Here is an 18878-nt window from a genome sequence, read left to right as displayed (position 1 = left end):
GGTAAAAGATGAAACAACAATCTAGTCTAGCTCGTCTATGGAGCTATTTGAAAGCCTACCGTTTTTCTGTTTTCTTTGCAGTCTTCTTGAAAATAGTCAGCGTCATTATGAGTGTTATCGAGCCATTCGTATTGGGGCTTGCTATCACTGAGTTAACCAGCAACCTCCTTGCCATGGCAAATGGTGTTGCAGGAGCAGGTATTAATACCCCTTATATCGCAATGATTCTGGTTATCTATCTCTTGCGTGGTCTTCTCTATGAGTTGGGGTCATATTATTCAAACTACTTTATGACCAATGCGGTGCAGTCCATGATACAGGATTTGAGAAATGAAATGAGCGTAAAAATCAATCGCATCCCTGTGTCCTACTTTGACAAGCACCAGTTTGGAGATTTGTTAGGTCGTTTTACCAGTGACGTTGAAACTGTTTCGAACGCTCTACAACAATCCTTCTTACAGATTGTCAATGCAGTCTTTACCATTCTTTTTGTTATGGGAATGGTCCTCTATCTAAATCTTCAGTTGGCCATCATTGTTATCTTGTCGATTCCAGTGACTTACTTTGGGGCTAAAACCATTCTAAATCGCTCCCAACCATACTTTAAACAGCAAGCAGCTATTCTGGGACAAATGAATGGTTTTGTACAGGAAAGCTTGACTGGTTTCAATGTTCTTAAACTTTTCGGACGTGAAGAGAAATCTCAAGAGAGATTTGAAAAGATTACGGATGAATTGCAACAGGTTGGATTCAAGGCAAGTTTTATTTCAGGTTTGATGATGCCTGCCCTTCATATCGTGTCTGATTTAACTTACTTAATTGTTGCAGTATTAGGTGGTTTGCAGGTTATTGCAGGACGCTTAACGATTGGTAATATGCAAGCTTTTGTTCAGTATGTGTGGCAGGTCAGTCAACCGATCCAAAATATTACTCAATTAGCGGGACAAATGCAAAGTGCTAAATCTTCGCTTGACCGAGTCTTTGAAGTTTTGGATGAACAGGAAGAAGTTCAAGCTGCTGAAGTGAAAGAACTAGCACCATTGACAGGTCAAGTTAGCTTCAAGAATGTCGATTTCCAATACGTGGAAAACAAACCATTGATTCGCAATTTCAACCTAGATGTCGAACCTGGTGAGATGGTAGCTATCGTTGGACCTACTGGAGCAGGGAAAACAACATTAATCAACCTTCTCATGCGTTTTTACGATGTGACAGCTGGTGCCATTTTAGTGGATGGTCAAGATATTCGAGACTTGTCTCGTCAGGACTACCGTCGACAGTTTGGGATGGTTCTACAGGATGCCTGGCTCTATGAAGGTAGTATCAAGGAAAATCTTCGCTTTGGAAATCTTGAGGCAACGGATGAGGAAATCGTTGAAGCTGCTAAGGCTGCCAATGTTGACCACTTTATCCGTACTCTCCCTGGTGGTTACAACATGGAGATGAACCAAGAGTCAAGTAATATTTCTCTTGGTCAGAAGCAGTTGTTAACTATCGCGCGTGCCCTCTTAGCCAATCCAAAAATTCTAATCCTTGATGAAGCGACATCATCAGTTGACACCCGTTTAGAACTCTTGATTCAAAAAGCTATGAAGCGTTTGATGAAGGGAAGAACAAGCTTTGTCATTGCTCACCGTCTTTCTACAATTCAGGAAGCTGATAAGATTTTGGTACTTAAAGATGGACAGATAATTGAACAGGGAAATCATGAAAGCCTCTTGGCTGCAAAAGGATTCTATTATGACCTTTATCAAAGCCAATTCTCTCGGAAAGATACTGAAAATAACTAAAAAGATATCTGCTCATTTTCTTAAATTATCAGTCTATTACAACTTTTTTAATATGGGTTAATTTTCTTGCTTTTATCTACTAGGTGTAGTATACTGAGATAGTAATCAATAAATATGGTTGCAAAAATAATATTATGAGGTGAGAAAAATGGTAGAATTGAAAAAAGATGCATTAAAAGACGTAACAACATTATCTAAGACAGCTCCTGAAACGCTAGTAAAAACGAAAGAAGTCTTGAATCAAGCCGTAGCAGACTTGTATGTAGCGCATATCGCTCTTCATCAAGTACACTGGTACATGCGTGGACGTGGTTTTATGGTATGGCATCCTAAGATGGATGAATATATGGATAGCCTTGATGGTTACCTTGATGAAATCAGCGAACGCTTGATCACTCTTGGTGGCAAACCTTACTCTACTTTGACAGAATTCCTTCAACACAGTGAAATCGAAGAAGAAGTTGGAGAATTCCGCAACGTAGAAGAAAGTTTGGAACGTGTTCTTGAAATTTATCGTTACCTCATCACTCTTTTCCAAAAAGCTTTGGATGTAACAGATGAAGAAGGTGATGATGTAACCAATGATATCTTCGTTGGTGCTAAGGCAGACCTTGAAAAAACAGTCTGGATGCTTGCAGCAGAATTAGGACAAGCACCTGGTTTGTAAGATACTGAATTTTTCTAAAAATCCGTAGAAAGTTTCTACGGATTTTTTCTATTTCGGAGGGCGTTCCAAAACAGTCTTTTTTCAAGATTTTTGATAAAATAGAACTATCAATAAAAAGGATGAAAGCATGACAAAGAAAATCGTAGCCATCTGGGCACAAGATGAAAAGGGTGTAATCGGAAAAGAGGATCGCTTACCATGGCATTTGCCAGCAGAGTTAAAACATTTTAAAGAAACAACCTTGAATCATGCCATCTTGATGGGACGTGTCACCTTTGATGGAATGGGACGACGATTGCTTCCAGGACGTGAAACCTTAATTTTGACTCGAAATCCTGAAGAAGCAATCGATGGTGCTCTGGTCTTCCAAAATGTTGAGGATGTTTTAGGTTGGTATCATCATCAGGCTAAGAATCTCTATATCATTGGTGGCAAGCAGATTTTTCAGCTTTTTGAACCTTATCTCGATGAGATTATTGTGACACAAATCCATGCTCAAGTTGAAGGGGATACTTTTTTTCCATCAGATTTCGACTTGACTGTTTTTGAGACTGTTGCAAGCAAATCTTATATCAAGGATGAGAAAAATGCCTATGATTTTACTATCGAATATAGAAAGAGAAAGGAAGTCTAATGGAGCGCAGTATTTTTGGATTTTTTACAGCTCTTTTGTGTGCTGTCTGTCTTGTGGCTGGATCACACGCTTTTCGTAAAAAGCGCTTTGGACTTGCTACTCTACTTTGGCTAAATGCCTTTACAAACTTGGTGAATAGCATTCATGCTTTTTATATGACCTTATTTTAGATAGAAAAATCAATTAGAACGGAAGGGAATCATGCCTACAAATAGGAAAAATGATATGATGGTTTATTGCTCGTTTTGTGGCAAAAGCCAAGAAGAAGTTAAAAAAATAATCGCTGGGAACAATGCCTTTATCTGTAATGAATGTGTGGAGTTGGCCCAGGAGATTATTCGTGAGGAGTTGGCTGAGGAAGTCTTGGCAGACTTATCTGAAGTACCAAAACCAATCGAACTCCTAAACATTTTGAACCACTATGTGATTGGTCAAGATCGTGCCAAACGTGCTCTGGCAGTGGCTGTATATAACCACTACAAGCGCATTAATTTCCATGACACTCGTGAAGAGACTGAAGATGTTGATTTGCAAAAATCAAACATTCTAATGATTGGCCCAACTGGATCAGGGAAGACTTTCCTTGCTCAAACTCTTGCTAGAAGTTTGAATGTACCATTTGCCATTGCAGATGCAACAGCACTTACTGAGGCTGGTTATGTTGGTGAGGACGTAGAAAATATCCTCCTCAAACTCTTGCAAGCAGCTGACTTTAACATCGAACGAGCAGAACGTGGGATTATCTACGTGGATGAGATTGACAAGATTGCTAAGAAGAGCGAAAATGTTTCTATTACACGTGATGTTTCTGGTGAAGGGGTGCAACAAGCACTCCTCAAGATTATCGAGGGAACTGTAGCTAGCGTGCCACCTCAAGGCGGACGCAAACATCCACAACAAGAAATGATTCAAGTGGATACCAAGAATATCCTCTTTATCGTGGGTGGTGCCTTTGATGGGATCGAAGAGATTGTCAAACAGCGTCTGGGTGAAAAAGTCATCGGTTTTGGACAAAATAGCAAGGCCATTGACGAAAACAGCTCTTATATGCAAGAAATCATCGCAGAAGATATTCAGAAATTCGGTATTATTCCTGAGTTGATTGGACGTTTGCCTGTCTTTGCAGCTCTGGAGCAGTTGACAGTAGATGATTTGGTTCGCATCTTGAAGGAACCAAGAAATGCCTTGGTCAAACAATACCAGACCTTGCTTTCTTATGATGATGTTGAGTTAGAATTTGACGACGAAGCCCTCCAGGAAATTGCAAACAAAGCCATCGAGCGTAAAACTGGTGCGCGTGGTCTTCGCTCAATCATCGAAGAAACTATGCTAGACGTTATGTTTGAAGTTCCAAGTCAAGAAAATGTGAAAACTGTTCGTATCACAAAAGAAGCAGTTGATGGAACAGCTAAGCCAATCCTAGAGACAGCCTAGAGGTGACTATGGAAATCAATACACACAATGCTGAGATTTTACTGAGTGCTGCCAACAAGTCCCACTATCCGCAGGATGAACTTCCTGAGATTGCTCTTGCAGGTCGCTCTAATGTTGGTAAATCAAGTTTTATCAATACCATGCTCAATCGTAAGAATCTAGCTCGTACCTCTGGGAAACCAGGAAAAACACAACTACTTAATTTCTTTAACATTGATGATAAGATGCGTTTTGTGGATGTGCCCGGTTATGGTTATGCCCGTGTTTCCAAAAAGGAACGCGAAAAATGGGGTCGCATGATTGAGGAGTACTTAACCACTCGTGAAAATCTTCGAGCAGTTGTCAGTCTCGTTGACCTTCGTCATGATCCGTCAGCAGATGATGTACAGATGTACGAATTTCTTAAATATTATGAGATTCCTGTCATCATTGTGGCGACCAAGGCAGACAAGATTCCGCGTGGTAAATGGAACAAGCACGAATCAGCTATTAAAAAGAAATTAAATTTTGATTCAAGCGATGATTTTATCCTCTTTTCATCCGTAACAAAAGCAGGAATGGATCAAGCTTGGGATGCTATTTTAGAAAAATTGTGAGGGATACAAATGGCAAAAACAATTCATACAGATAAAGCTCCAAAGGCAATCGGACCTTACGTTCAAGGAAAAATCGTTGGCAATCTTTTGTTTGCTAGCGGTCAAGTTCCACTATCTCCTGAAACTGGAGAAATCGTAGGAGAAACGATCCAAGAACAGACTGAACAAGTTTTGAAAAACATTGGAGCTATTTTGGCAGAAGCGGGAACAGATTTTGACCATGTTGTCAAAACAACTTGCTTTTTGAGTGATATGAACGACTTTGTACCTTTCAATGAGGTATACCAAACAGCCTTTAATAAGGAATTTCCAGCTCGTTCAGCTGTAGAAGTAGCTCGTCTTCCTCGCGATGTAAAAGTCGAAATTGAAGTCATTGCAGAGATTGGATAAGCGAGTTGAAGTTTGGTTCTTCCAAACTTCTTTTGATATAAGGAGACAATGATGACAAAGAAACAACTTCACCTGGTGATTGTGACAGGAATGAGTGGTGCAGGAAAAACTGTAGCCATTCAATCCTTTGAAGATTTAGGATATTTTACCATTGATAATATGCCGCCTGCCCTCTTACCAAAATTTTTGCAGTTGGTTGAGACCAAGGATGATGACCACAAGTTAGCCCTAGTGGTTGATATGCGTAGCCGTTCTTTCTTTTCAGAGATTCAGGCTGTCTTGGATGAATTGGAAAATCAAGATGATTTAGACTTTAAAATCCTCTTTTTGGATGCAGCAGATAAGGAATTGGTGGCACGCTATAAGGAAACTAGAAGAAGTCACCCTCTGGCAGCAGATGGTCGTATCTTGGACGGGATCAAGTTGGAACGCGAACTTTTGGCACCCTTGAAAAATATGAGTCAAAACGTAGTAGACACAACAGAGTTAACTCCCCGTGAACTTCGTAAGACGATTGCAGAGCAATTTTCAGATCAAGAACAGGCTCAGTCCTTCCGTATTGAGGTTATGTCTTTCGGGTTTAAATACGGCATTCCAATTGATGCTGACTTAGTTTTTGATGTCCGTTTCCTCCCAAATCCCTACTATCTACCAGAACTTCGCAATCAGACAGGTGAAGACCAGGCCGTTTATGACTATGTCATGAATCATGAGGAATCTGAAGATTTTTACCGCCATTTGTTGGCCTTGATCGAACCAATCCTACCTGGCTATAAAAAAGAGGGCAAATCAGTTTTAACCATTGCTGTAGGTTGTACAGGTGGACAACACCGAAGTGTTGCATTTGCCAAACGCTTAGCCAATGATTTGTCTAAGAATTGGTCTGTAAATGAAAGTCATCGTGATAAAGACCGAAGAAAGGAAACGGTAAACCGTTCATGAGAAAACCAAAAATTACGGTGATCGGTGGAGGAACTGGAATCCCAGTTATTTTAAAAAGTTTGCGGGAAAGAGATGTCGACATTGCAGCCATTGTAACCGTCGCTGATGATGGAGGTTCTTCAGGTGAACTGCGTAAAAATATGCAGCAGTTGACGCCACCTGGGGATTTACGCAATGTACTTGTTGCCATGTCAGATATGCCAAAGTTCTATGAGAAGGTTTTTCAATACCGCTTTTCGGAGGATGCAGGTGCCTTTGCTGGACATCCTCTGGGGAATATTCTCATAGCAGGGCTTTCTGAAATGCAGGGTTCAACCTATAATGCCATGCAATTACTGAGTAAATTTTTCCATACGACAGGTAAGATTTATCCATCTAGTGATCATCCCTTAACCTTGCACGCAGTCTTTAAAGATGGTTCAGAAGTAGCTGGGGAAAGTCACATTGCAGACCATCCAGGCATGATTGATCATGTTTACGTCACCAATACCCTGGATGATGAAAAACCACAAGCAAGTCGCCGAGTTGTGAATACCATTCTTGAGAGTGATATGATTGTCTTAGGGCCTGGTTCACTCTTTACCTCCATTTTGCCGAATATCGTCATTGAAGAGATTGGAAAAGCCCTTCTTGAAACCAAAGCAGAGGTAGCTTATGTTTGCAATATCATGACCCAACGTGGCGAGACTGAGCATTTTACAGATAGTGATCATGTGGAAGTCTTGCAACGTCATTTGGGTAGACCATTTATTGATACTGTGCTTGTTAATATCGAGAAGGTACCTAGAGATTATATGGATACCAACCGTTTTGATGAGTATTTAGTACAGGTTGAGCATGATTTTGAAGGTTTACGTAAGCAAGTCCCACGTGTCATTTCATCCAACTTCCTACGTTTGGAAAATGGTGGGGCCTTCCACGATGGGGATTTAATCGTTGATGAATTGATGCACATCATACAGGTGAGAAAATGAGTTTCACAGTAGCAGTAAAAGAAGAAATCCTAGGTCAGCACCATCTGAGTCGCTATGAGTTATCAGCCATTATCAAGATGTCTGGAAGCGTAGGTTTGTCGAGTTCTGGCTTAACCTTGTCCGTTGTTACAGAGAGTGCCAAGCTTGCCCGCCATCTCTATGAATCTTTCTTACACTTCTATGGCATCAAGTCGGAGATTCGTCACCACCAGAGAAGTAACCTTCGTAAAAATCGTGTTTATACTGTGTTTACAGATGAGCAAGTTCAAGAACTTTTAGCTGATTTGCGTTTGGCCGATTCTTTCTTTGGTCTGGAGACTGGGATCGATCCAGATATTTTAGAAGATGAAGAAGCAGGTCGTGCATACCTTTGTGGAGCCTTCTTAGCAAATGGGAGCATTCGTGATCCCGAGTCAGGCAAGTATCAGCTGGAAATTAGTTCAGTTTATCTAGATCATGCCCAAGGGATTGCTTCGCTCTTGCAGCAGTTTTTGTTAGATGCCAAGGTGATTGAACGAAAAAAAGGTGCAGTGACCTATCTCCAGCGAGCAGAAGATATTATGGATTTCCTGATTTTGGTGGGAGCCATGCAGGCGCGAGATACTTTTGAAGGTGTCAAGATTCTCCGAGAAACTCGTAATGATCTCAATCGTGCCAATAATGCAGAGACGGCTAATATTGCTCGTACGGTTTCAGCGAGTATGAAAACCATTAACAATATCAGTAAAATCAAAGATAGAATTGGCTTGGATAATCTTCCAGCAGACTTGCAGGAAGTTGCCCGTCTGCGTATTCATCATCCGGACTATTCTATTCAAAAGTTGGCAGATAGTCTGACAAATCCACTCACCAAAAGTGGTGTCAATCATCGACTGAGAAAGATTAACAAAATCGCAGATGAACTGTGAAACATAATATATTGATGTTTAAAAAAGATGCATTGAGATAGATGTTTGAAAAATTTTTAAAATAACTTCAAATCCTAAAAATTCTACTGAAGTTTCATTCAGTAGAATTTTCATTTTCAGAGGATTCGTTGTTTTAATAGATTAAGGTTCTAGATAGAATACTAAAAATTTCAAATTTTTATTTTTAATCTTCATTAAATTGCGTAGTTATAGTTTTTTAAAAAATTAATAGATAGTTATGTATTTTCTTTATAAAATCTTTAAATTTATATTTTATTATTGAAGTGTAAATTTAAGGAGGATCAAAATGGAAAAAAATATTTTAGAGACAAGGAATTTGTCAAAGAAATTTGGGAATCAACTTGTAGTGAATAATATTTCATTACAAGTGAAAGAGAATTGTATCTACGGATTACTTGGTCCAAATGGTGCTGGGAAATCAACAACACTAAAGATGATAACAGGAATGCTTCATAAATCGTCCGGAGATATTATATTTAATGATCATACATGGAGTAGAAAGGATCTCGAACAAATTGGTGCCTTGATAGAGCTTCCTCCGTTATATGAGAACTTAAGTGCAAGAGAAAATTTAAAAGTAAGAACAATGTTACTTGGATTACCCGAATCAAGAATTGATGAAGTTCTAAAAATCGTTGGTCTATCAAATACAGGTAAAAAAAGAAGTGGAAAATTTTCTTTGGGAATGAAACAACGATTAGGAATTGCAATAGCACTGTTAAATAATCCTAAATTATTAATTTTAGATGAGCCAACCAACGGCTTAGATCCATTGGGAATTCAAGAATTAAGAGAGATGATTCTTGGCTTTCCAAAACAAGGCATTACAGTAATTCTATCCAGCCATAATATTTCCGAAGTTGAGCAAGTTGCAGATTATATCGGAATAATATGTGAAGGTGAATTAAAATACCAAGATATAAAAAACTCTCAAGAAAGTTTAGAAAATTTATTTTTGGAAGTAGTAAAGAAGGAGAATTAAAAATGATAAATTATATCCTTAGTGATTATTTAAAATATAAAAGAACTTTTTTAAAAAAAATAATCTATATAATACCTATATCTTTGATAATTCTTTCTTATATACTGGCACCACCATATTTTACAGTAGATTCATATAATTGGTGGTATACTATAATTATGCCAATTACTTATGCACTGATTCCTGCTTTAATGAATCGATACGAAGATAAAAAAATAAAATATAGGGCAGTTTATCCTCTAAGTATTGATTTAAGAAAGATTTGGATATCAAAAATTATTGTAGCAAGCTGTTTGATTCTGATGACAAGTTTGGTTCATTTGATAGCAGTTTTAATTGTGCAATTTATTTTTGGAAAACAAATATTTTTAAGCTATAGCTTTAGTACTTTATTAGTTTCGAGTATAGTATTAGTGGTATCAAGCATATGGCAAATTCCATTTTGCCTACTATTAGCTAAAAAGTTTGGTTTTTCTATTAGTCTTATGATAAATGGTTTACTAGGTGTTGTACTTGGAATTATGTTTTCTGCTGGAGATTATTGGTTGTTTTCCCCATATAGTTGGAGTATAAGAGCTATGGTTCCAATGCTGAAAATTATGCCAAATGGACTACCAGCAGATTCAGGAAATATGATGTTAAGTACATCCATTTTGCCTCCATGTATCTTCTCAATTCTGTTATTTCTTCTATTATCTTACTTATCATCTATTTGGTTTGCAAAACAGGAGGTGGGATAGTGATAAATATTTTAAAGTCTGAACTATATAAGATAAAACATACTTGGTTACCCTGGTTATATCTGTTTCTCCCAATACTATTTGTGATTATGATATATGCTGGTTTTAAATTTACAAGCCTAAGTAGGTATTCAATTGAGGATGTCACATTAAATTATTTGATTACGTTAGGTGCATTGTTCCCGATTATTATTGGTTTTATTACTGCGAAGGTAATAGAAATGGAAGCAGAAGCAGGTTGTTTTCAGATAATGTTAACTGGTTCGCAATCAAGAACTAGTATGTATATTGGTAAGTTATTATCCTTATTGTTGTGTGCATCTCTATCACTTGTTTTACTCCAAAGTAGTTTTTTGATGTTTTTTAATTATCAAGAATTTTATGATTTGATATTGGAATCAGTCTTAATGATTATCGGAGTTGTTCCGTTATATTTAATACATCTGGTTATTAGCCTCAGATTTGGGAGTGGTGCCTCTATTGGTCTTGGTTTCTTTGAAACATTGATAGCTCTGCTTGCTGTTACAAGTATGGGGGATAAGATTTGGTATTACATACCAAGTTCTTGGTCTTCAAGACTTTGTGGTCTTTACTTTGTAGATAAAATATCTGGTGAAAACTTATTTTATTATGATTTTTTTAAATGGTCTTTAGTTGCAACACCAATGATAGTTGTAATTTTATTTGTAAGTTTGATTTGGTTTAATAAATGGAACGGCAGAACTAATATGGAATAGAAATGAAGGTGGTAATAGGATGGTGAAAATATTAGCTATAGATGATGAAATGGATCTCTTAGTTTTAATCAAAAATATTTTAACGCAAAAATTATATCATGTAGATATTTTTCAAAATCCAACAGAGGTGCCTATTTCTAAATTATCAGAGTATGATTTAATTTTATTAGACATAATGATGCCAAAGATAGATGGTATATCTTATTGTAAATCTATTAGAGATAGAGTAGACTGTCCCATCTTATTTTTAACTGCAAAATCTTTGGAAAGTGACATTGTTTCGGGTTTATCAACAGGAGCTGATGATTACATTCTAAAACCTTTTGGGGTAAACGAATTAATTGCGAGAGTTGATGCTCATTTACGTCGAGAAAATCGAGAGAGACATTTAAGTTTAAATCTTGGAGAAATTAGATTTGATTTATCAGCGAATATAATTTATGTAAATGATAAGAAAATTCCTTTTACAAAATCTGAGTATCGAATTTGTGAACTTCTAGCTCGTAGGCGTGGGCAAGTATTTTCAAGGGAACAGATTTATGAGATGATATTTGGATATGATGGAATAGGTAATTCTTCAGCTATTTCAGAACATATTAAAAATATTCGCGCAAAATTACAGAAGGAAGGTGTATCTCCAGTAGTAACTGTATGGGGGATTGGATATAAATGGGAATAAAATTAAAAGGGCAATCGCTAAAAATAATATTTTTAGAATATCTAATAAGTGTAGGAATTGTATTGTTTCTTTCACTTGGTTTAGTAATTCTGATGTTCACCACCATGTATTCATTAGGATTTATTTTACCTGCTGATTACACAGAAAATCAGATTTATGAGAGGAAGAATGCGATAGCCAATACAGAGACCTTTGATAAAAATCTTATACCAGATAATGCCTCATATCTATTAATTTCAAAGGATGGAAATATCATTACTAGTTCAATGAGTAAAGATGAAGAAGAACGAGCAATTCGATACTATAATAATGAGAGAGTATATAATACCCCATCTTATAGCTATATGGAAATTTTACGAAGTGACGGTTATTGTATTATTCAATATTCAGTAAAACCCTATTTTACAAATAAATTCATGGCAAAATATTTTCCTAATGTTAATATGGTGTATTTCAGTATTATTATTTTAGTTAGTTTACTAAATACATTGGTTGTTACAATAGTATGGGCTAAATATCTTGTAAAACAGCTTTCACCTATATTAGCCGCTTCCGAAAAAATATCAGAACAAACTTTAGATTTTGAACTGCATTATTCAAGAGTCAAAGAATTTAATGAAGTTCTATTTAGCTTGGAGAAAATGAGAAATGCTTTGCAAGAGTCATTAATCAAAGAGTGGCTACAGGAAGAAAATAAGCAAAAACAGATTTCTGCTTTGATACATGACTTGAAAACCCCGGTATCTATTGTTCAAGGAAATGCTGAGTTGCTTAAAAAGACATCTGTGACAGAGGACCAGAGTATTTATATAGATTATATACTGAGGAACAGCAATAGAATATCTGCATATATAAAAACACTTCTAATCATGAATAAGAATTCTAATGCCACTGAATACCAGCCACAATCGTTGGCAGTAAAAACTGTATCAGAACAATTGGTAACAGTTTCTAAAGAACTAATGTCAATTAATTCTAACAATCTAAAAACTAATGTAGTAGTTGAAGATGGTATAATGAGTGTAGACTTGAAACTCTTAGAGAGAGCATTGCAAAATGTCTTAGCGAATTCAATTGAAAATAATAATGGAATAGTTATATTGGAATTGGATATAAAAACTGTAGATAAATTTTTAGAAATATCAGTATTAGATGATGGGAAAGGTTTTTCTGATATCGATTTAATTCACGCAAAAGAACAGTTCTATCGTGGAGATTATAGTAGGCATTCTACAACCAATTATGGTATTGGACTATTTATTACTGAACAAATAATTAAATTACATGGTGGATCAGTAATCTTGAAAAATAGAGAAGATTGTCATGGTGCTGAAGTTAAATTTATATTACCGATACAGAATAATAAATGAGCCCAGATTAACATTTGACTTATGTAATAATTAATATAACAGCCACTAACATCAAACTTTATAACATGTTCATAACTGTATTTAACGTCAATTTGTAAATGTTAACTTCGAACTTTTACTACAAATTACACTAAGATAGAATATTATCTAGTATTACTCATACGGTGCACAGAGATTGTTAGTCTGAATATGTCGGAATGAGGGGAAATATTAAAAAACTAATCAATAAGTATTAAACTTTCTATAAAAAGCAAATAAAGGTGGTTAGTGGAAAAGTTTTTAAAATCATAAAAACGCATAATAGCAAGTTCTTTAGATACTTGTTATTATGCGTTTTATCATGAAATTTCACTTGATTTTTTAATAAAATTGTAATTTTGACATTATAGACTTGTAGAGTGTTTTGGTTGTACTTTTTGTTCGGGGTCGATATAGTTGATAGCATTATTAACGGCAGTTGGTGCTTCACCTAGACCTGTCGCAATCAAGTCAATCTTACCTTCGTAGTAGCAGCAGTCACCGATAGCGTAAATTCCAGCTTGGCTTGACTCCTGCTTGCTATTGACGATAATCTTGTGACGGTTAAGGTCAAGTCCCCATTTTTTAAGATTACCTACAGAAGATTTGAAGCCATAGTTGACAAAGAGGTGGTTCAACTCAATGCTTTCTGTCTCCTCGGATTTAACTTTTGTGATTTCAAGCTTGTCTAAAGTTTTTCCATCTCCAAGAAGCTGACTTGGCACAAAAGGTGTTTTGATAGTCACAGAAGACTCTTGCAAGGCTTGGACGCTATGCTCAAGAGCACGGAAGTTATCGCGACGATGGACAAGTGTAGTTGGAGCAATCTTCTCAAAAGCTAAAGCCCAGTCAACGGCTGAGTCACCACCACCCAGGATGGTTACCTTCTGACCAGCGTATTGTTGAATATTAGAAACGTGGTAGTGGATATTTTCATAGCCTTCTACACCTTCCAATTCAAGTGGACGTGGTTTAAAGGCACCACCACCCATAGCAATAATAACGGTTTTAGAAGTATGATTTCCCTTATTAGTTGTAATCTTAAAAACATCATCCTCTTTTTCAATCTCAAGAACAGTTTCATTGAGGTGAACAGGCGTCTCAAACCCTTCAAGTTGTTCCAAAAGGCGGTTAGTCAATTCTTCCCCTGTAAGGTTTGGAAAACCAGGAACATCGAGAATTTGTTTTTCAGGATATAGGATAGCAGGCTGACCACCTAGTTGAGGAAGAGAATCGATGATTTGTACTTTGGCTTGACGAAGGTGAGCATAAAAGGCAGCGAAAAGACCGACAGGTCCACCTCCTACAATGGTGATATCATATAGTTCAGACATGGTTTCTCCTTATTTCATTTTTATCATTTTATTCTATCATATTTTCTACCAATTTAAAATGAAGTAGGGGGAAGAAAATTTTCATATAAAATGATATAATGAAGAGTAGCTTTTTTATGGAGAGGAGGCCCAGAATGAATTTTCAGCAATTATCTAATCTTCAATACTGGTCTAGTTTATTTTCCAGTCCTTGGAGTATTCTGATAAATGTGATTGATATTCTTATCGTTGCCTATATCTTATACCAATTTACAAAATCAATTGCAGGAACCAAGATTATGATCCTGGTTCGAGGTGTTTTAGTTTTTATCTTAGCTCAGATAGCAGCAAATACCTTGGGCTTAACGACTATTTCTTGGTTGATCAATCAATTGATTACTTACGGTGTTATCGCAGCGGTAGTTATTTTCTCCCCAGAAATTCGGACAGTTTTAGAGCGTTTAGGACGTGCGACAGATTTCTTTTCAAGTACACCAATGAGTTCAGAAGAACAGATGATTCAGGCTTTTGTTAAAGCGGTAGAATATATGAGCCCTCGTAAAATTGGAGCACTGGTCTCTGTTCAGCGTGTCAGAACCTTGCAGGAATATATTTCCACGGGGATTCCTTTAGATGCTAAGATTTCTGCAGAACTCTTAATCAATATCTTCATTCCAAACACACCTTTACATGATGGTGCAGTCATTATAAAAGGTGATCGTATAGCTGTAACATCTGCTTATCTTCCACTTACTGAGAACACTGGTATTTCTAAGGAGTTTGGAACACGACACCGTGCAGCTATTGGTTTATCTGAAGTATCAGACGCCTTAACATTTGTTGTGTCAGAAGAAACTGGAGGCATTTCCATTACCTATAATGGTGTCTTTAAGCATGATTTAACGATGGAAGAATTTGAGGAAGAACTACGTCGTATACTGATTCCGGAAAATTCACAAGAGCCAAGCTTAACAGAGCGTATATTAGGAGGCTGGAAGAATGAAAAAAAATAGTTTATATATCATCTCCTCACTCCTATTTGCTTGCGTTTTATTTATCTACGCTACCTCTATTAATTACCAAAATAATAATAATGCAAGACCGGCTCGAACAGAAACCTATACCAATACAGTCGTAAATGTACCGATTGATATTCAGTACGATAGTGAGCAGTATTTTATTAGCGGTTTTAGTTCAGAAGTAACGGTATTTTTAACTGGATCCAATCGAGTGACCTTGGCTAGTGAGATGCAAGAAAGCACTCGTAAATTCAAGGTTATTGCAGATTTGACACAAGCTACCGAAGGAACCATTGAAGTTCCCTTGACCATTGAGAATCTTCCAAGCGGTTTAACAGCTCTAGCAACACCACAGAAAATCACCGTTAAGATTGGGAAGAAGGCAACACGGGATAATTTACCAGTCACTCCACAGATTGACTCTGGTAAGGTTGATGAACGAATTCTCATCGATAGTGTGACCGTTTCAGATGAACGCGTTTCAGTTACAAGTGATGCCGATACCTTATCTAAGATTGATAAGATTGTAGCTGTCTTACCAACGAGTGAAAAAATTACTGGAAATTATACGGGTTCAGTTCCTTTACAAGCTATTGATAAGAATGGAACAGTTTTACCAACGGTGATTACACCGTATGAAACAACCATGAAGATAACAACGAAACAAGCTAGATCAGCAAGTAGTTCTACCTCTTCAACGACTAGCTCATCTTCAACGAAATCTTCTACTACAGGGTCTGAAACCAAACCAGACTCTTCAAATAAAGACTAAAAAATTAGAAAAGGATATAACATGGGTAAATATTTTGGAACGGATGGAGTCCGTGGAGAAGCAAACGTAGAACTTACGCCAGAATTAGCTTTTAAATTGGGACGTTTTGGAGGTTATGTTCTCAGTCAACATACGACTGAAGCACCAAAAGTTTTTGTAGGACGTGACACTCGTATCTCAGGTCAAATGCTAGAAGCAGCTTTGATTGCTGGTCTCCTTTCGGTCGGAATTCACGTTTATAAACTAGGAGTTCTTGCAACACCAGCAGTAGCTTATCTTGTTAAAGTAGAAGGTGCGAGCGCAGGTGTCATGATTTCAGCTAGTCACAACCCAGCCCTTGATAATGGAATTAAATTCTTTGGTGGTGATGGCTTTAAACTAGACGATGACAAAGAAGCAGAAATCGAAGCCTTGCTTGATGCCAGTGAAGATACTCTTCCGCGTCCAAGTGCAGAGGGCTTGGGTACGGTTGTTGACTACCCGGAAGGTTTACGTAAGTATGAATCCTATCTTGTTTCAACTGGAACTCCTCTTGAAGGGATGAAGGTTGCCTTGGACACTGCTAACGGAGCAGCTGCAACAAGTGCTCGTCAAATTTTTGCAGATCTAGGTGCTCAATTAACAGTTATCGGTGAAACACCAGATGGCCTTAACATCAACTTGAACGTTGGTTCAACTCATCCAGAAGCTTTGCAAGAACTTGTAAAAGAAAGCCAATCTGCCATTGGTTTAGCCTTTGATGGTGATAGCGACCGTTTGATTGCTGTAGATGAAAATGGCGAAATTGTCGATGGTGACAAGATTATGTACATTATTGGTAAATACCTTTCTGAAAAAGGTCAGTTGGCCCAAAACACGATCGTAACAACAGTTATGTCCAACCTTGGTTTCCATAAGGCCTTGGATCGTGAGGGTATCAATAAAGCAGTCACTGCTGTTGGAGACCGCTATGTCGTTGAAGAAATGAGAAAATCTGGTTACAATCTCGGTGGTGAGCAGTCAGGTCACGTTATCTTGATGGATTACAATACAACAGGTGATGGTCAGCTTTCAGCTGTTCAATTGACGAAGATCATGCAAGAAACAGGTAAGAGTTTGTCTCAATTGGCCTCAGAAGTGACCATTTACCCACAAAAATTGGTCAATATCCGTGTGGAAAATACCATGAAAGAAAAAGCTATGGAAGTGCCAGCTATCAAGGCTATTATCGAGAAGATGGAAGCAGAAATGGCAGGCAATGGTCGCATCCTCGTTCGCCCAAGTGGAACGGAGCCACTCTTGCGTGTCATGGCTGAAGCCCCAACCACTGAGGAAGTAGACTACTATGTAGACACTATTGTCCAAGTTGTTAAAACTGAGATTGGTATTTAGTAAATCTAGCAGAAAATAAAAAAATATGGTACAATGGCAACTATATTGTACCAATGGAGATGAAAATGAATTTAAAACGTGAACAAGAATTTGTTAGTCAGTATCACTTCGATGCGCGTAACTTTGAATGGGAAAATGAAAATGGAGCACCTGAAACTAAGGTTGATGTAAACTTCCAGTTGCTTCAGCATGATCAAGAAAATCAAGTTACCTCTTTAGTAGTTGTTTTGAGCTTTATGATTGTCTTTGATAGATTTGTCATTAGTGGAACGATTTCTCAAGTCAACCATGTTGAAGGTCGTATTATCGATCAACCAAGTGATTTCAGCCAAGAAGAGGTTGAGACACTAGCTCGTCCATGTTTGGATATGCTTAATCGTTTGACTTATGAAGTAACAGAAATTGCCCTTGATTTACCGGGGATTAATTTGGAGTTTTAAGAAATGAAATTAGCGGTCATAACAGACTCATCTGCTTTTCTACAAGCGGAAGCCTTGCGGAAAGAAGATTTATTTGTGCTAGACATTCCTGTGAATATCGATGGACAGGAGTATGTTGAAGGTGTAAATCTAACCGCTCAAGAATTTTATGAAAAAATGGCTTCAGCAAGCGAATTGCCAAAAACGAGTCAACCAAGTATTGCCAAGTTGGCTGAAATTTTATCATCATTAAAAGCTAAAGGCTATACACATGCCTTAGGTCTTTTCCTATCTTCTGGAATATCAGGATTTTACCAAAATATCCAGTATATGAAGGATGAATATGAAGGGTTAACCATTGCCTTTCCTGATACCCGTATTACAAGCGCTCCCCTAGGCTATATGGTTGAGAGTGTCTTTAAATGGGCAGAGCAAGGAGATGGCTTTGAGTCTATCTTAGATAAAGTAACTGAACAGATTGAAAATACCTCAGCCTTTATCATGGTGGATGATCTTGACCATCTAGTTAAGGGGGGACGACTCTCTAATGGCGCGGCTATTTTGGGGAATCTCCTTAGTATCAAGCCAATCCTATACTTCAATGACCAAGGTGTGATAGAAGTATATGAAAAGGTTCGTACAGAGAAAAAGGCTACAAAACGCTTAGTTGAAATTGTTAAAGAAGCAACAGCTAATGGGAATTACCAGATTACTGTCATTCACGGGAATGCTCCTCAAAAAGCAGCAGATTTGCACCAGCTTTTAATCGATGGTGGAGTGGCTACAGATGTTTCAATTGCAACCTTCGGTAGTGTTATTGGGACTCACCTGGGAGAAGGAAGTATTGCTCTGGGCTATACACCAATAATCTAGACTATTTTTCATGGATAGCTTACGTCCTTTGTATCTTAAAATTGAACACGCCTGGAACCCTGTGTGAAAAAGATAGTTCTTCCAAGGAGTAGATACTCCTTTCTCAGACCTCCTATTTTCACTTTGTGTTCTTACAGGCTTTGTATCTTAGAAATTGAACACGGACTACCTGCCTCTTGAAAAAAGCTGCCTGTCTTGCCTTTCGTGGAAAGTCAGCGCCATTCCCTAT

Annotated in this window: 21 protein-coding genes; 20 read left to right on the top strand and 1 reads right to left on the bottom strand. The window is 37.5% G+C overall.

Annotation, left to right across the window (positions count from 1 at the left end; all coding sequences use genetic code 11):
* Nucleotides 1-8 precede the first annotated feature (8 nt).
* From O3633_RS03895 to O3633_RS03825, 15 genes are all read left to right on the top strand, one after another.
* The gene (locus O3633_RS03895; RefSeq protein ID WP_371620446.1) at nt 9-1790 is read left to right on the top strand and encodes an ABC transporter ATP-binding protein; all 1782 of its coding nucleotides are present in this window, start codon (nt 9-11) and stop codon (nt 1788-1790) included.
* A 148-nt stretch (nt 1791-1938) separates the two neighbouring features.
* Nucleotides 1939-2457, top strand: a complete 519-nt coding sequence (locus O3633_RS03890; RefSeq protein WP_371620445.1) for a Dps family protein — start codon at nt 1939-1941, stop codon at nt 2455-2457.
* A gap of 127 nt (nt 2458-2584) precedes the next feature.
* Nucleotides 2585-3091 carry a dihydrofolate reductase gene (locus O3633_RS03885; protein WP_000162496.1) on the top strand — a complete coding sequence of 169 codons (507 nt, stop codon included), beginning with the start codon at nt 2585-2587 and terminating at the stop codon, nt 3089-3091.
* Entirely contained in the window at nt 3091-3261 is a 171-nt protein-coding gene (locus O3633_RS03880; protein WP_060955427.1) for a hypothetical protein, read from the top strand. Before O3633_RS03885 ends, O3633_RS03880 begins: the two co-directional genes overlap by 1 nt.
* A 31-nt stretch (nt 3262-3292) precedes the next feature.
* Nucleotides 3293-4525, top strand: coding sequence for an ATP-dependent Clp protease ATP-binding subunit ClpX (clpX, locus tag O3633_RS03875; protein ID WP_223333495.1), 1233 nt, complete (start codon nt 3293-3295; stop codon nt 4523-4525).
* Between the two features lie 8 nt (nt 4526-4533).
* Nucleotides 4534-5121, top strand: a complete 588-nt coding sequence (gene yihA, locus O3633_RS03870) for a ribosome biogenesis GTP-binding protein YihA/YsxC (RefSeq protein WP_371620444.1) — start codon at nt 4534-4536, stop codon at nt 5119-5121.
* Nucleotides 5122-5130: 9 nt separating this feature from the next.
* A complete protein-coding gene (locus O3633_RS03865; RefSeq protein WP_001140424.1) occupies nt 5131-5511 on the top strand; it encodes a RidA family protein in 381 nt (126 codons plus the stop codon).
* 51 nt (nt 5512-5562) lie between these two features.
* Nucleotides 5563-6453, top strand: coding sequence for an RNase adapter RapZ (gene rapZ, locus O3633_RS03860; protein ID WP_004252192.1), 891 nt, complete (start codon nt 5563-5565; stop codon nt 6451-6453).
* Nucleotides 6450-7427 carry a YvcK family protein gene (locus O3633_RS03855; protein WP_371620443.1) on the top strand — a complete coding sequence of 326 codons (978 nt, stop codon included), beginning with the start codon at nt 6450-6452 and terminating at the stop codon, nt 7425-7427. Before rapZ ends, O3633_RS03855 begins: the two co-directional genes overlap by 4 nt.
* Nucleotides 7424-8335: a DNA-binding protein WhiA gene (gene whiA, locus O3633_RS03850; RefSeq protein ID WP_371620442.1), complete on the top strand. Its 912-nt coding sequence runs from the start codon at nt 7424-7426 to the stop codon at nt 8333-8335. Before O3633_RS03855 ends, whiA begins: the two co-directional genes overlap by 4 nt.
* Before the next feature lie 307 nt (nt 8336-8642).
* Entirely contained in the window at nt 8643-9338 is a 696-nt protein-coding gene (locus tag O3633_RS03845; protein WP_371620441.1) for a lantibiotic protection ABC transporter ATP-binding protein, read from the top strand.
* A gap of 2 nt (nt 9339-9340) precedes the next feature.
* Complete coding sequence (locus O3633_RS03840) at nt 9341-10078, top strand: lantibiotic immunity ABC transporter MutE/EpiE family permease subunit (protein WP_371620440.1); 738 nt, start codon at nt 9341-9343, stop codon at nt 10076-10078.
* The gene (locus O3633_RS03835) at nt 10078-10815 is read left to right on the top strand and encodes a lantibiotic immunity ABC transporter MutG family permease subunit (RefSeq protein WP_371620439.1); all 738 of its coding nucleotides are present in this window, start codon (nt 10078-10080) and stop codon (nt 10813-10815) included. The genes O3633_RS03840 and O3633_RS03835 overlap by 1 nt, the downstream gene beginning before the upstream one ends.
* A 19-nt stretch (nt 10816-10834) precedes the next feature.
* The gene (locus O3633_RS03830; RefSeq protein WP_315639467.1) at nt 10835-11494 is read left to right on the top strand and encodes a response regulator transcription factor; all 660 of its coding nucleotides are present in this window, start codon (nt 10835-10837) and stop codon (nt 11492-11494) included.
* Entirely contained in the window at nt 11485-12864 is a 1380-nt protein-coding gene (locus tag O3633_RS03825; RefSeq protein ID WP_371620438.1) for a sensor histidine kinase, read from the top strand. Before O3633_RS03830 ends, O3633_RS03825 begins: the two co-directional genes overlap by 10 nt.
* A 383-nt stretch (nt 12865-13247) precedes the next feature.
* On the opposite strand, the gene O3633_RS03820 is transcribed toward O3633_RS03825, so the two are convergent.
* Entirely contained in the window at nt 13248-14216 is a 969-nt protein-coding gene (locus tag O3633_RS03820) for an NAD(P)/FAD-dependent oxidoreductase (RefSeq protein WP_371620437.1), read from the bottom strand.
* A 134-nt stretch (nt 14217-14350) separates the two neighbouring features.
* Here O3633_RS03820 and cdaA point away from each other — a divergent pair, with 134 nt between their 5' ends.
* The 5 genes from cdaA (at nt 14351) to fakB (ending at nt 18649) form a co-directional block, all read left to right on the top strand.
* Nucleotides 14351-15208, top strand: a complete 858-nt coding sequence (gene cdaA, locus O3633_RS03815) for a diadenylate cyclase CdaA (RefSeq protein WP_371620436.1) — start codon at nt 14351-14353, stop codon at nt 15206-15208.
* Nucleotides 15195-15986 (top strand): CdaR family protein, encoded by a 792-nt coding sequence (locus O3633_RS03810; RefSeq protein WP_371620435.1) that lies wholly within the window; start codon nt 15195-15197, stop codon nt 15984-15986. The genes cdaA and O3633_RS03810 overlap by 14 nt, the downstream gene beginning before the upstream one ends.
* A 21-nt stretch (nt 15987-16007) precedes the next feature.
* The gene (glmM, locus tag O3633_RS03805; RefSeq protein WP_371620434.1) at nt 16008-17357 is read left to right on the top strand and encodes a phosphoglucosamine mutase; all 1350 of its coding nucleotides are present in this window, start codon (nt 16008-16010) and stop codon (nt 17355-17357) included.
* 65 nt (nt 17358-17422) lie between these two features.
* A complete protein-coding gene (locus O3633_RS03800) occupies nt 17423-17797 on the top strand; it encodes a DUF1149 family protein (protein ID WP_001050093.1) in 375 nt (124 codons plus the stop codon).
* Between the two features lie 3 nt (nt 17798-17800).
* Nucleotides 17801-18649 (top strand): fatty acid kinase binding subunit FakB, encoded by an 849-nt coding sequence (gene fakB, locus O3633_RS03795; RefSeq protein ID WP_371620433.1) that lies wholly within the window; start codon nt 17801-17803, stop codon nt 18647-18649.
* Nucleotides 18650-18878: the final 229 nt, after the last annotated feature.

The sequence above is a fragment of the Streptococcus sp. 27098_8_22 genome (assembly GCF_041432415.1).
In the GTDB taxonomy this organism is placed as follows: domain Bacteria; phylum Bacillota; class Bacilli; order Lactobacillales; family Streptococcaceae; genus Streptococcus; species Streptococcus pseudopneumoniae_M.
The sequence above is the reverse complement of the archived record's forward strand: the minus strand, read 5'-3'. Positions and strand labels throughout refer to the sequence as shown.

What these genes read in the sequence shown, in the direction of transcription:
- O3633_RS03895 (WP_371620446.1), top strand. Translation starts at nt 9, where the DNA reads ATGAAACAACAATCTAGTCTAGCTCGTCTATGGAGCTATTTGAAAGCC.
- O3633_RS03890 (WP_371620445.1), top strand. Translation starts at nt 1,939, where the DNA reads ATGGTAGAATTGAAAAAAGATGCATTAAAAGACGTAACAACATTATCT.
- O3633_RS03885 (WP_000162496.1), top strand. Translation starts at nt 2,585, where the DNA reads ATGACAAAGAAAATCGTAGCCATCTGGGCACAAGATGAAAAGGGTGTA.
- O3633_RS03880 (WP_060955427.1), top strand. Translation starts at nt 3,091, where the DNA reads ATGGAGCGCAGTATTTTTGGATTTTTTACAGCTCTTTTGTGTGCTGTC.
- clpX (WP_223333495.1), top strand. Translation starts at nt 3,293, where the DNA reads ATGCCTACAAATAGGAAAAATGATATGATGGTTTATTGCTCGTTTTGT.
- yihA (WP_371620444.1), top strand. Translation starts at nt 4,534, where the DNA reads ATGGAAATCAATACACACAATGCTGAGATTTTACTGAGTGCTGCCAAC.
- O3633_RS03865 (WP_001140424.1), top strand. Translation starts at nt 5,131, where the DNA reads ATGGCAAAAACAATTCATACAGATAAAGCTCCAAAGGCAATCGGACCT.
- rapZ (WP_004252192.1), top strand. Translation starts at nt 5,563, where the DNA reads ATGACAAAGAAACAACTTCACCTGGTGATTGTGACAGGAATGAGTGGT.
- O3633_RS03855 (WP_371620443.1), top strand. Translation starts at nt 6,450, where the DNA reads ATGAGAAAACCAAAAATTACGGTGATCGGTGGAGGAACTGGAATCCCA.
- whiA (WP_371620442.1), top strand. Translation starts at nt 7,424, where the DNA reads ATGAGTTTCACAGTAGCAGTAAAAGAAGAAATCCTAGGTCAGCACCAT.
- O3633_RS03845 (WP_371620441.1), top strand. Translation starts at nt 8,643, where the DNA reads ATGGAAAAAAATATTTTAGAGACAAGGAATTTGTCAAAGAAATTTGGG.
- O3633_RS03840 (WP_371620440.1), top strand. Translation starts at nt 9,341, where the DNA reads ATGATAAATTATATCCTTAGTGATTATTTAAAATATAAAAGAACTTTT.
- O3633_RS03830 (WP_315639467.1), top strand. Translation starts at nt 10,835, where the DNA reads ATGGTGAAAATATTAGCTATAGATGATGAAATGGATCTCTTAGTTTTA.
- O3633_RS03825 (WP_371620438.1), top strand. Translation starts at nt 11,485, where the DNA reads ATGGGAATAAAATTAAAAGGGCAATCGCTAAAAATAATATTTTTAGAA.
- O3633_RS03820 (WP_371620437.1), bottom strand. Translation starts at nt 14,216, where the DNA reads ATGTCTGAACTATATGATATCACCATTGTAGGAGGTGGACCTGTCGGT.
- cdaA (WP_371620436.1), top strand. Translation starts at nt 14,351, where the DNA reads ATGAATTTTCAGCAATTATCTAATCTTCAATACTGGTCTAGTTTATTT.
- O3633_RS03810 (WP_371620435.1), top strand. Translation starts at nt 15,195, where the DNA reads ATGAAAAAAAATAGTTTATATATCATCTCCTCACTCCTATTTGCTTGC.
- glmM (WP_371620434.1), top strand. Translation starts at nt 16,008, where the DNA reads ATGGGTAAATATTTTGGAACGGATGGAGTCCGTGGAGAAGCAAACGTA.
- O3633_RS03800 (WP_001050093.1), top strand. Translation starts at nt 17,423, where the DNA reads ATGAATTTAAAACGTGAACAAGAATTTGTTAGTCAGTATCACTTCGAT.
- fakB (WP_371620433.1), top strand. Translation starts at nt 17,801, where the DNA reads ATGAAATTAGCGGTCATAACAGACTCATCTGCTTTTCTACAAGCGGAA.